This is a genomic window from Shewanella sp. NKUCC01_JLK, from assembly GCF_019345615.1.
Lineage (GTDB): Bacteria > Pseudomonadota > Gammaproteobacteria > Enterobacterales > Shewanellaceae > Shewanella > Shewanella oncorhynchi.
Window position 1 is genome coordinate 43,298 of the sequence record NZ_JAHKRD010000007.1, and the last position, 13,551, is coordinate 56,848.

The following is a 13,551-nucleotide window of genomic DNA, read 5'->3' on the forward strand; positions in this document are numbered from 1 at the left end:
TTCACCGTTAAGGTACTGCAACTTGACTTAAGATGTGGTTGATCACGTGATCGCGGCTGACACCTTCGGCCTGTGCTTGGTAGCTGAGTAGGAGTCTATGGCGTAATACATTTGGCGCAACAGCTTGAATGTCTTCCGGTGAAACAAAGTCCCGCTCGTGCAGCCAAGCGCGGGCGCGGGCACAGCGTTCTAATGAAATAGTTGCGCGCGGGCTGACGCCGTACTCAAGCCACTTAGCTAAGTCTTCGCTGTAACGTAAAGGCTCACGGGTCGCCATCACGATTTCGACTATGTACTTTTCGAGCGGCTCGGCAAGATAGATTTCCATGGCTTCGTCACGGGCGGCAAACACATCTGCTTGTGCAATCGGCTCAGTGGTTGGCAATTCGTGGGTAAGCGCTTCTTTGCGGGATTGACGCAGAATTTCGATTTCAGTCTCGCCGCTCGGGTAATCAAGGTTTAAGTGCATCAGAAAACGGTCAAGCTGTGCTTCGGGCAGCGGATAAGTGCCTTCGTTCTCTAATGGGTTTTGGGTGGCCATTACTAAAAACAGCGGTGGAAGTTTATAGCTGTGCTTGCCAACTGTAACTTGACCTTCGGCCATGGCTTCTAATAAGGCTGACTGAACTTTGGCTGGGGCACGGTTAATTTCGTCCGCCAAGATTAAATTGTGGAAAATCGGTCCGGCTTCAAATTCGAAGGTGCCAGTTTGCGAGCGATAGATATCTGTACCGGTTAAGTCGGCGGGCAGTAGATCTGGGGTAAATTGAATGCGGTGAAAATCGCCCTCAACCCCGTCACATAAGGCTTTAACTGCACGGGTCTTTGCCAGTCCCGGAGGTCCTTCAACTAATAAGTGGCCATTGGCAATTAAGGCAATGAGCAGATTTTCGGTCAATACTGGCTGCCCTAAAACAACCTTATTTAGGTAAGTGCGTAATGCGTGGAAGCGACTCAAAGGCATGATGCTACTCGTTTTATTATGTTGAAAATACGTGTGTGGGCTATAGACAACAGCTATGGTAAAGAATTCCCTTAGGGTTTGGCTAGTGTTAAAAAAACAAACAGGTGTTTAAAACTTGCTGACAAGAAGTTAGAATCAGATCACACTTTAATGGTCAGACCTGTTATTGGGCGTTTTTCGCCGTAAAACAATGGGTCAAACACGGAAATAGCTAGCGCCGCCTGAAATCTCTCAGCGATTGCGCACATAAAGAGGGTGACAAATGAGTGATAGACAACAGGTTACGAACGCCAAGGGTGAACGTATCGCCATTGTAGCGGGTTTAAGAACGCCCTTTGCAAAGCAAGCCACGGCATTCCACGGCGTATCGGCGCTCGATATGGGCAAAATGGTGGTCAATGAATTATTGGCGCGCTCAGAACTCGATCCTAAGCTGATTGAGCAATTAGTCTATGGACAAGTCGTGCAAATGCCGGCTGCACCTAACATTGCCCGTGAAATCGTACTCGGTACTGGCATGAATGTGTCGACCGATGCCTATAGTGTCACTCGCGCCTGTGCAACTAGCTTTCAATCTGCCGTAAACGTGGCTGAATCTATCATGACGGGTAATATCGAAATCGGTATTGCGGGCGGCGCCGACTCTTCCTCTGTATTGCCTATCGGTGTGTCGAAAAAATTAGCCCATGCGTTAGTCGATCTGAATAAAGCCCGTAGCTTTGGGCAAAAATTACAAATTTTCCGTCGTTTAGGCATAAAGGATTTATTACCTGTGCCGCCTGCGGTGGCAGAGTACTCAACGGGCTTGTCTATGGGACAAACCGCCGAGCAGATGGCAAAAACCTACAATATTAGTCGTGCCGATCAAGATGCCTTAGCGCACCGCTCACATACCTTAGCGAGTGAAACTTGGGCTTCGGGCCATTTGCGTGACGAAGTTATGGTCGCGCATATACCGCCGTATAAGCAGTTTATCGATCGCGATAACAATATCCGCGAAAACTCGGTACTGGAGTCATATGCTAAGTTGCGTCCTGCATTCGATAAACAGCATGGTACTGTGACGGCGGCTAACAGTACGCCACTGACGGACGGTGCCTCAGCGATTATCCTGATGAGCGAAGGTCGAGCCAAAGCCTTAGGTTATCAACCTATTGGTTACATTAAGAGTTACGCCTTTAGCGCCATTGATGTGTGGCAAGATATGCTGATGGGACCGTCCTACGCGACGCCACTGGCGTTAAAACGTGCTGGAATGGAATTAGAAGATCTTACTCTGATTGAAATGCACGAAGCCTTTGCTGCGCAGACATTAGCGAACATGCAGATGTTTGCTTCGAAAAAATTTGCCGAAGAAAAACTCGGCCGTAACCGCGCGATTGGCGAAATCGACATGAGCAAGTTTAACGTGCTCGGTGGCTCGCTCGCCTATGGTCATCCCTTTGCGGCAACGGGAACCCGTTTAATCACCCAAGTGTGTCGTGAGCTTAAGCGCCGTGGTGGTGGAACTGGCTTAACGACGGCCTGTGCTGCCGGTGGTTTGGGCGTGGCTATGATAGTGGAAGTGGAGTAATCGGCATGGAAAAGACCTTTAATTTAACCCGCCGCGACGACGGCATTGCTATTTTGACTATGGATGTTCCTGGCGAAACCATGAACACCCTAAAAGCACAGTTTGGCCCTGAAATCAGTGAGATTCTGGCTGAGATTAAAAGCGATCCTCATATTCGTGGACTCGTGCTGATCTCGGGCAAGAAAGATTCTTTCGTTGCGGGCGCGGATATTTCCATGCTCGATGCCTGTAAAACGGCGGGCGATGCCAAAGCCTTATCCCAGCAAGGGCATGTGGTTTTTAATGAGTTAGAAGCCTTAAAAATTCCTGTAGTTGCGGCAATCCATGGTGCCTGTTTAGGTGGTGGTTTAGAGTTAGCCTTAGCTTGTCATCAAAGGGTATGTAGCGACGATGGTAAAACCATGCTCGGCGTACCGGAAGTTCAACTTGGCTTATTACCTGGAGGCGGTGGGACTCAACGTTTGCCTCGTTTAGTCGGTATTACCACCGCCTTAGACATGATGTTGACCGGTAAACAAATCCGTCCTAAACAAGCCTTGAAAATGGGCTTAGTGAATGATGTTGTACCGCAGACCATTTTGCTGCAAACCGCAGTTGAGATGGCGCTTGCAGGTAAACGTGCACCGAAACCTGTTAAAAAGTCACTCGTTAATCAAGTGCTTGAAGGCACGAGCTTTGGCCGTAACATTATTTTTGATCAAGCGACTAAACAAGTCGAAAAGAAAACCCAAGGTAATTATCCAGCACCAGCCAAGATTATTGACTGCGTACGTCAAGGGATTGCGAAGGGGATGCAAAAAGGGCTAGAAGTCGAAGCGAGTCACTTTGCTGAATTAGTGGTATCAAAAGAATCTGAAGCGCTGCGCAGTATTTTCTTCGCCACCACTGAAATGAAGAAAGAAACCGGCGCTGAGGGTGCTACACCGCGCAAAGTGAAGAAAGCGGTGATCTTAGGTGGCGGTTTAATGGGCGGAGGCATTGCCTCTGTGACGACTACTAAGGCTAAAATCCCCGTTCGCGTCAAAGACATCAGCGAAAAAGGTTTAAGCAATGCATTAGCCTACGCTTATAAGTTGTTGGATAAAGGGGTAAAGCGCCGCCATATGACGCCTGCTGCCCGTGACAACTTAATGGCGCTGATGACCACAACCACTGAGTATAAAGGCGTTAAAGATGCCGACATCGTTGTGGAAGCGGTATTTGAAGACTTAGCGCTTAAGCATCAAATGGTGAAAGACATTGAGCGTGAGTGTGGTGAGCACACGATTTTTGCGTCAAACACCTCATCTTTGCCGATTAGCCAAATCGCCGAGGCGGCGACGCGTCCTGAAAATGTGATTGGTCTGCATTATTTCTCGCCAGTAGAGAAAATGCCGCTGGTGGAAGTGATTGCCCACGCTAAAACGTCGCCAGAAACCATTGCGACTACTGTCGCATTTGCCCGTAAGCAAGGTAAAACACCGATAGTGGTGCAGGATGGTGCGGGTTTCTACGTGAACCGTATTCTGGCGCTGTATATGAACGAGGCTGCGCAATTATTACTCGAAGGCCAAAGTGTTGAGCATTTGGATAAAGCTTTAGTGAAATTTGGCTTCCCTGTGGGACCGATTACTTTGCTCGACGAAGTGGGTATCGACGTGGGCGCAAAAATTTCACCGATCCTTGAAAAAGAATTGGGTGAACGTTTTAAAGCGCCAGCCGCATTTGACAAGCTTTTAGGTGACGATCGTAAAGGCCGCAAAAATGGCAAAGGATTTTATCAATACGGCCAAAAAGACTCTAGCAAGAAAGCGAAAGTCGTCGATGAGAGTGTTTATGGCGTGTTAGGCATTAAGCCTGGCACCAATAAAGACGCAAAAGCGGTTGCTGAGCGTTGTGTCGTACAAATGCTCAATGAAGCGGTGCGTTGTTTAGATGATGGTATTATCGCATCGCCAAGAGATGGCGATATTGGTGCAATTTTCGGTATTGGCTTCCCGCCATTCCTCGGTGGCCCATTCCATTATATTGACACTTTAGGCGCCGCGAACTTAGTGAAGATCCTTGAAGGTTATCAAAGTCAATTCGGTAACAGATTCGAACCTTGTGAGCGCTTAAAAACCATGGCGCAAGAAAACGCGCACTTTTTCTAAGTTTCAGTGAATCTAAGTCATAGTTAATCTAGGTCTTAGTTAATCAAAATTGAACAAAAAAGCGGCAGGTTATTGCCGCTTTTTTTATTGCCACAAGGCATGCTTTTGCCTAAAAAATGTTCACATTGGGGATGTGGATCTTGTATAATCCGAGCCCTTTATCGAGAGTTCGGTGTTACGTGTTCTGTACTGAGAGCGTAGCGATGAATGAGTGTTGCTCGTTTATGCATAGTGCGGAAAACTTTTTATCCTGCCGTTAAAATGACGTATTTAACATGTGCATCAATCACCAAGACTACGCGAGTAGCATTCGCATTTTGATGAGGAATTAATTTCTCTACCTTTATGATTTATTTAGTTGTTTTTAAAGAGGTGGTTTGTGATTTTGCTGGTTATCTTTATCGCATTAATCTCGGCTTGGTACTTCGGCTTAGCTGCATTTACCGCAGGTCTTACTGTTAAGCATTGGGTGCTGCTGGGTTTTGTGCTCGGGCCTCTGGCTTATCCACTCTTTACGACACACCTCCATTTAGCCTTGAGGAAAATCCGTTGTAGTGAGGAAGGAATATTAAATAGCTAATTTATCAATCTGTTATGTAATTTACATGACTATTTAGTACTTTTATATTCTCTTAAAACTAAAGGGAGCCAATGCTCCCTTTATTGTTTCTAAGTCGCGCTAACTTAATTAACTATCACTGTACATGAGTTAGACTCATGTCTACAGAACTTAAATTAGTTCCACCAACCTTTTGCAGAAATCACTTCAAGGTGATTCAAGCCTTCAGGCAACTTAACTTTTTTACGCGCTGGCTTGGATAAACCGAGTGCTTTTTTGATTGAATTTAACATAGTCACTCTCCTTAACCTGATTAATGTTATGCAACTTCAGAGTTAATGAACTTCACGCATGGATGACCTGCAACTTCAAGTGATTTGAATTTCACAGCAGGATGACCAGCAACCTCAAGTGATTTGAACTTCACAGCAGGATGACCAGCAACCTCAAGTGATTTGAACTTCACAGCAGGATGACCAGCAACCTCAAGTGATTTGAACTTCACAGCAGGATGGCCAGCAACTTCAAGTGATTTGAACTTAACAGCTGGATGACCTGCAACTTCGAATGGTTTGAATTTGACTGCAGGATGACCAGCGACCTCAAGTGATTTGAACTTCACAGCAGGATGGCCAGCAACTTTGAGTGGTTTGAATTTGACCGCAGGATGACCAGTAGCTTCAAGCGATGTTTGTCCAGAATTGGAAGTCGCTTCAAGTGCTGCAGAATTTGCTACAAAGCCAATTGAAGATAATAGAGTAACTGTTACTAGGATTCCTTTAATCATTCTAATTCTCTCAGGGTAGTTGATATTGATTTATTATTGACACTGATAGTGCTATTGCACTTGTTGTGCCAATGTTGTAAATCAAAATCAAATTGAGAGTAAATGATTAAGTAATGTTACTCCTAGTGTTTGGCTTTGCCATGTCTTCTTGGAGTAGCAGGGTAAATTCGGTCTCCTTTATGGCCTTACTAAAAATATAGCCTTGAATTTCTTCACAGTTTAGTGCCCGTAAAATGTTCAATTGTGCTGTTTGTTCTACCCCTTCACCCACAACAGAAAGCCCCATGTTATGGGCGATGGTGATAATAGAATCGACCATTTTGAGATCGCGATCAGATTTATCTATATCGTCAACAAAGGCTTTGTCAATTTTTAAAGTATGAATAGGAAAGCGTTTTAAGTATGAAAGGGACGAGTACCCTGTGCCGAAATCATCGAGTGCTAAACTGACGCCCATTTTAGCCAATTGCTGCATGACGATAATCGCCGTTTCCGGCTGTTTAATGACGGTTCCCTCAGTTATTTCTAATTCAAGATGACATGCGGGGAGTTTAGTGAGTCTTAATATTGACTCTATTCGCTGTTGAATATCAGGCAGTGCAAATTGACGTGACGATAAATTGACGGCGACTCTGCCGCTGAATATGCCTTGTTCACGCCATTTTTGCGCTGCGAAACAGGCCTTGCGTAAGACAATTTCACCAATTTCAACAATCAAACCGTTTTCTTCAGCAAGTGGAATAAAGTCATTGGGGGGAATTAAACCATGTATTGGATGATTTAATCTGACTAAAGCCTCCATACCTGCAATTTTACCGCTTTTAAGATCAACCTTAGGTTGATAATAAACTTCAAATAGATCATCTTTTAAGCCTTCACGGATAAGATTTTCTATTTCTAATTGCCTAATTGCATGTTGGTTCAAGGACTCAGAATAAAACTGGTAGCAATTACCTCCCGCAGACTTAGCATGGTACATAGCAATGTCAGCCTTTCTCAGTAATGCTTGCTCGCTTTGTTCATCTTCTGGGAACAGCACTATACCAATACTTAATCCTAGGACTAGCTGTTCATTGCTAACGTCAAATGCAGGTTTTAGCCCTTCAATAATACGGTTAGCTATTGCTGCACTGGCGCTTATATCTGAACCCTTGTCTAATACAATGGCGAATTCATCTCCGCCTAGACGATAAATACTGGTATTTTTAGGAAGTAAGGACTTAATGCGGGTAGCAACGAGCTTTAATAAAGTATCCCCAATTTGATGGCCTAGGGAATCATTAATACGTTTAAAATTATCAAGATCAAGCACCATAAGCGCATGAGCTATTTCTCGATTCACTAGGTTATTTAAGGTCACTTGTAAGTTGGAGCGATTAGGTAGTCCGGTTAAGAGATCGTTATTGGTTAATTTTCTAAGTTCTTCTTCTTGCTGCTTACGTCTTGATATATCAGAAAAAACACCGACATAGTGTGATAATTCGCCTAACTCATCATAGATCGCATCGATCGTGAGCTCCATATGGAAGTGACTGTTATCTCCTCTGGCTGCTTCGACTTCATTTGCCCAGCGACCTTGCTGTTTTAACATAGTTCTAATTTGGGTGGAGAAGGTTTCTGGATATAAATCAAATGTGAGTAAGTTGCCAATAAAATCAGTTCGGTTACGTAATGAAATTTTACAGCAAGCTTCGTTGACTTCGACAAAACGGTATTCGTTGTCGAGGATAAACATACCTTCCGAAATGTTTTCAATTGCTTTTTCAAAGAGTTTTAGTTGTTCTTCCTTTTGTTTAAACTGACTAATATTTTTAATCGTTCCAGTCATTCGCAGGGCATTATCTTTGTCATCCCGCTCTACAATTTTGGCACGGTCTAAGATCCATACCCAATTGTCGTCTTTGCCTTTTACCCTATATGCGGCTTCAAAATGATCTGTTTCACCATAAAAATGCTTATTAAGCGCTTCACGGACACGTTCTTGATCCATAGGATGTATATTACTCTCTTCATCCGATTTTCCAGAACGATGCCCATCACGGGGAAATTCAAGAGCTCCCCAGATATTGGAGCGAAAAATATTGCCAGTTTCTATGTCCCAGTCCCACATTTCATCACCACTTCCCCAAAGGGAAAGTTTTAATCTTTCTTCGCTGAGGACAATTTGTCTTTGCGTTTCTCTACGACGTAAAATGGCTTTTACTATTATAAATGAAATAAATATTGTAATTACTACATATATCGATTTTGCTTGAAATGATGACCACCAAGGAGGCGTTATAATGACATCAAGCTCTTTTGTTACAGATTTTTCACCGGAAAGTGAATCAACGGCATAAACTTGAAAAGTATATTTTCCAGGTGATAAGTTTGTATATGTAGCAGAGTTCGTTCCATTTGCTGATATCCATGTATCAGAAAGGCCATACATCCTATAATGGTAGTTGGTAGATGAGTCGTCTGACATAGGTGATATAAAATTAAATGAGAATGGATAATCTGAATACTTTAAGGTTATTTCGTTTTTAGTTGGATTTTTTTTGTTAACAAAGTTACTTTCATTTTCTTGTATGATATTAAAGACTAAGAACTCTGATATTTCCGTTTTGTTTGTTTTTCTATTATTAATGTAGTTTACTACATTAATAGGAGATACCAAGCTAACTCCATTGATACCTGCAAGTAAAACATAACCATTAAAATCTATTCCACTCGGCGAGTTATATTCATACTGACTTCCATTTGACGTTTTTAAAGTGTATGATTTCTCATTTTTCTTTTCATATATAATCACTTCGCTTAATGATGCAGCAGTCAAAAAGTTATTGCTATTAACTATGGAGTAAATTTCTTTTTTGTTAGAAAATATTTCAGAAGTTTTATTGTTATTTTTATTGTAGAACATTAATGATGTAGATGTTCCAAAATAAATTCCATGATCACCTTTTACTATGCTGTATGTTATTTCTTCACTTAAATTTTTTAATAGCCCATTTTTATATTCTTTAAGGCCTCCCTGACCAGCAGTATAGATAACATCTGTCGACTCTAATTCAATGTCAAAAATAGGCTCATTTTTTTTAGTATCAACACTACGGATTACTTCTCCTTTACTGATAATCAATACCTTTCCATCAGATGTACCAGCAGCTATTAACGAGTTGTCTTTATTACTAGATAGTGATGATATTGATTTTTCACTAATCAACTTTATAGTTCCAGCAGTCTTCAGAAATAGCCCCGTGCTAGTGCCAAAATAGAGCCCGTCATCATTCAATATAGCGTATTTATATCCTTGGCTTTGAGTGTCGAAACTTTCGATTAAATTAAAGTTTTCGTCAAAAAGTTCTATCATTTCAGATTCAGATGATACTAGAAAACCCTGTGGATTTTTTGTAAGATGCCAAGTGTTATCTTTTATTAAATTAGTTTGTTGTACTAAATTTTTTACTTTTTTTATAAAAACAACACCTTGATCAATACTGCCAAGTATAAACATATCTTCGGTTGCAAAAAATGAAGATGTTTTATCTGTGCTATCTGTGGCTAGAAGTCCTACAATGCTATTTTTAGAAATATTAACTATATTTTTATTAGTGATACCATAAATAGTGTTTTTGTTTTTCGTGAGTTGAGAAAATACTCGTGGATCAATTTTTACTATTTTATTGTCCTTATACTTATATAGTCCATCACTTAATGATATGAGTAGTGTTGAGTGATCTTCTTGCTCGAAATCAATTGTTTTTTTAGCTATCTCTTTTAATTTATTCTGGGTTAACTTGAATAACGTACCTGCATAATCTCTTATATAATAATCGTCGCCTACTTTTATCGTTTTTTTGATTTCACTTAGGCCTTCATTTGAAAGTTCGTATGTTTTTTCTTTGCTATTTATATCTATAATTGCTTTGTTAGTTCCAACAATTAAACTCTTATCACTTGAGTTGAGGCTCCAAACAGGAGAGTTTTTTACCGACAGGCCATAATGAGAAAAGGATTCTTGAAGTTTATCATATACGACTAAGCCACTATCTGTTCCAACATATAAAATGCCTTTATCATCAATAAGTAAACTTCTAATAAAAGAGCTGGGAAGGCCTGTTCTAGTATCATTAGCATAAAAATGCTTAAAGTTTTTCCCATCAAATCGATTTAATCCATTAAATGTTCCTATCCATATATAACCATCATTGTCTTGAACGATAGACGTAACAGTGCTTTGGGAAAGTCCTTCTGGGACACCAAAAGATTGTGATTGGAGAATAATAGGAGATTTATCAGAAAAGGGAGATGCGTTTACGTCTTCGAATGCATGCAAGCTAAAAAAAGCGAGCAAGACGATTTTAAAGAGTGCTTTAGGCATAGTGTTTGTTCTTATTATCCGAGGATGCCATGAAACAATTGTGTTACATCACTTTTCCAGAAAGTGAGCGGTTTGTCAAAGTAGAGTCTGCAGAAAATCCTTTTAACAGCATGTAGATGCAGTAAAATTGTTCGGTGCTGAAGTGGTAGAACATGGGCTAGCCATGTTTTACATCAGGATTACGTCCAACACTGAAAGATACGACTATAGTTGGACTGATTTGTAGCGGTTCTGTTTGTTTACCTAACTTTGCTCACAAATGTGTGAGCAAAAGTGTTTTTTGTTTAGAAATTAAACTTCTCTGCCGTTTGCTTAAACGTTTTGAGATCTGTGATCATTTTTTCTGACTGTAACGCCGCTTGGGTTCTGTGTTGTTCACCTGTGCTAAATAACACTAAGCGATCGCTGTGCTTAGTACGCATTTTACGCATCATGAATTTGAGTAAATCAGTGCGGGTGAACTTAGTGATTTCGTCTACGACGAGTTCTCTTTGGTTAAATTGATAATCTCTATTGCCGACACTGACCCAATAACGTTGACTGCGAGTTTTGAGGTTCGCGTCGTGCTCCATGATTTGATTAATCAGACCTACCTTTGTGCTTTCCCATTCTTCGTTGGTGATTTGCATCACTGCATAATTAAAGTCGGCAATAAACTCGTCGATGGCTTCTAATAAATGCAGGGGCCCAGTTGTGGGTGACTGAATATAGAAAATAAGTCCAGGATGACGATTGAGCGGCAGGTAACCTGTGCCTACCATATAGCCCAACTGTTTTTCAGTACGCAGCTCATGGAAGAAGGTGGACGACATAGTGTGATTCAGTAAGCTAAATAGCGCCATTTTTTCGGGTGTTGCCACGGCAGATTGGTAATACACAATAATTGCGCTATCTTGATGATCTATTGCGAGTTCTCTCAGTAACGTGCCTTGGCCTGTTAAATTCACTAATTCTCTGGTGGACTCGGCGCTCGGCGTCGAAACTAAAGATAAAATGTGCTCTAAACGTTTGCCAAGAGCTTGTGCTTCAGAGACTAGCCAATCCCCGTAGACTAACCCTTCAAGATAGATCTTTTCGTAGAAGGCGCGTACATGGTTATGTAAATCTTCTAGGCTAATATCTTCCAACATTTGAGCCATGCGTGCTGGTTCATAACTGCTTTTTTGCAGTGTAACAGTCAGGCTAGTAAATAATTGTGAAATCGGTTTAGCCTGTGTTTGATTCTGCCAACTGCGCAGTAGCTGAGATTTTATGAGGGCAAAGCGCTCTTCGGTAAAATTGCGCTCTCTGGCTTTATGGATTAATAGCGCTAATAACGTTTCTTGATTGCCGGTAAAGCCAGATAAATGCAGTGTAATTCCGCCTTGATGCGGATAAATGTTATAGCTTAAGCCTGCAACTTCGGCCTGATAGGTTGGCTCGGTGAGATAATCGAGTAGCATTTCAACATACAAGCGGGTGAGGGCGGCATGCCTTGGTGTTTTACTTGCCTGCTCTGAATCCAGCGATAAATACATGTGACCTTTTGGCACATTAAACTCATCATCTTTCTTATGCCAAATGCGGTATCCAGTTGATTCAGCAACTATCACTGGCACGTCAACATCGCTCTTATCCGGACGGGCAATTGAGTCGGCGACAATAAAAGGATTTGCAGCCGGTAGCTGTAATTCAGGGCGAATACTGTTCACTTGCCAACGAGCTAGGGACTGTGGCGCAATTGGGCGGACTTTGTACGGCGTGTGATACCAGTTAGCTTTACGATCCGTTTTAACCGATTGGGCGATAAGCTGCAGACGCATATTCTGTGGCACCATGAGCTCAAGTAGCTCAATGGTTTCAGGGATATCCAGCCCATCCATCCGATAATCGCCAAAGACCAAGTCTTCGACCTCATAGTGATGCATATTGATGCTGAGATGGCTGGCTAAATCGAGTGATTTAACTTGCTCTTGATAACGAAACGCCATTTTGAGCAGGTTTGCACGCTCCAAATAACGCCATTCATCTAAGCCTTGGGTTTTGATAAGTTCAATATACTCAAAACAGCAGCTGATAATTTCATCGAGATTGCCTAGCCCTTTATCGGTTAACTGTAAACCGATACTGTAATCCTTGAAGTTATAACCATTTACACCGCCGCCCGCAGACAAGTTGTTCACTAATCCTTGTTCTTTCAGATACGACAACAGACTGCCATGACTCTCATTGCCTAAAATATGGCTGATATAAGTCAAAGGCTTACGTTTGTAGTAGTGATCAATTCCTGGGAAATTAAAACTGATGCTTAAGCGTTTTTGCTCCTTAAGCGGCACAATATCGATTTGCCTCAACAGTTCTTTTTCTGAAAATAGTGGTACTTGAGGATAGTTTTTCACTAAGTTCAAGTTTCGGATCCCACTAAAATAGTGACAGGCTAAATCTTGTAATTCATCAAGGGAAAGCGGAGCGACTAAGCACAAGGTCATTAAATTGGCGCTGTAATGGCTTTGATAGAAATCGAGTAATTCACTACGTACTTGTGCCTGTTCTCCGCCTAAGGTGACTAAGTTACCCACGGAAAATTTCGAAAATGGATGCAGTGGGTTGACTGTCTCTTTGAGTACTTGATAGGTTCGACGGATATCATCTTTTAGTTTTAAACTAAATTCAGATTCAATAGCTTGGCGTTCTCTATCGACTAAATCTAAATCAAATTTTGGGGCGATAAAAAATTGGCTGAATCTGTCTAAGGAGTCGGCAAACACTTCTTCATTGATGGTGAAAAAGAAGTTAGTGTGCTCTGTGCCCGTCCAAGCGTTATTGCTGCCGCCATGTTGGTTGATAAAGGCGTGATACTCGCCTGAGTCTGGGAATTTCTCAGTACCTAGAAAGAGCATATGCTCTAAAAAGTGCGCCATGCCGGGTCTATCTGCGGGATCATCAAAATGACCCACGCCTACAGCCATAGATGCGGCAGCTTGGCTGGCATCTTGGTCTTCAACCAATAACACCCTGAGTGCATTATCTAATACAAGATAACGATACTGGCGGTGATCATTTGGACTTTTATATATGGACTGAGAGGCTTGCAAAGAGACACTCCGGTAACGATAGCTTGTTATATATTGATAGTCTTAATGGTTTTTAGCAAATATCTCTTGTGTTTATCGACTAAAGATTAAGTCTTG

The 13,551-nt window shown here is 41.9% G+C and carries 7 protein-coding genes; 3 read left to right on the top strand and 4 right to left on the bottom strand.

Annotated elements, in window-relative coordinates; genetic code table 11:
* Positions 1-7: 7 nt before the first annotated feature.
* Positions 8-964: a MoxR family ATPase gene (locus KO537_RS08970; RefSeq protein WP_028761051.1), complete on the bottom strand. Its 957-nt coding sequence runs from the start codon at positions 962-964 to the stop codon at positions 8-10.
* A 262-nt stretch (positions 965-1,226) separates the two neighbouring features.
* Here KO537_RS08970 and fadI point away from each other — a divergent pair, with 262 nt between their 5' ends.
* The 3 genes from fadI (at position 1,227) to KO537_RS23155 (ending at position 5,249) form a co-directional block, all read left to right on the top strand.
* Positions 1,227-2,537 carry an acetyl-CoA C-acyltransferase FadI gene (gene fadI / locus KO537_RS08975; RefSeq protein ID WP_028761050.1) on the top strand — a complete coding sequence of 437 codons (1,311 nt, stop codon included), beginning with the start codon at positions 1,227-1,229 and terminating at the stop codon, positions 2,535-2,537.
* Positions 2,538-2,542: 5 nt separating this feature from the next.
* Positions 2,543-4,669, top strand: coding sequence for a fatty acid oxidation complex subunit alpha FadJ (fadJ, locus tag KO537_RS08980; protein ID WP_173244029.1), 2,127 nt, complete (start codon positions 2,543-2,545; stop codon positions 4,667-4,669).
* Positions 4,670-5,048: 379 nt separating this feature from the next.
* A complete protein-coding gene (locus KO537_RS23155; protein ID WP_309247075.1) occupies positions 5,049-5,249 on the top strand; it encodes a hypothetical protein in 201 nt (66 codons plus the stop codon).
* A 298-nt stretch (positions 5,250-5,547) separates the two neighbouring features.
* Here the strand turns inward: KO537_RS23155 and KO537_RS08985 are convergent, their stop codons facing one another.
* The 3 genes from KO537_RS08985 to KO537_RS08995 form a co-directional block, all read right to left on the bottom strand.
* Positions 5,548-6,015: a hypothetical protein gene (locus KO537_RS08985; protein WP_219234287.1), complete on the bottom strand. Its 468-nt coding sequence runs from the start codon at positions 6,013-6,015 to the stop codon at positions 5,548-5,550.
* A gap of 106 nt (positions 6,016-6,121) precedes the next feature.
* Positions 6,122-10,381 (bottom strand): EAL domain-containing protein, encoded by a 4,260-nt coding sequence (locus tag KO537_RS08990; RefSeq protein ID WP_173244032.1) that lies wholly within the window; start codon positions 10,379-10,381, stop codon positions 6,122-6,124.
* A 284-nt stretch (positions 10,382-10,665) separates the two neighbouring features.
* Entirely contained in the window at positions 10,666-13,455 is a 2,790-nt protein-coding gene (locus tag KO537_RS08995; protein ID WP_219234288.1) for an insulinase family protein, read from the bottom strand.
* Between the last annotated feature and the right edge of the window lie 96 nt (positions 13,456-13,551).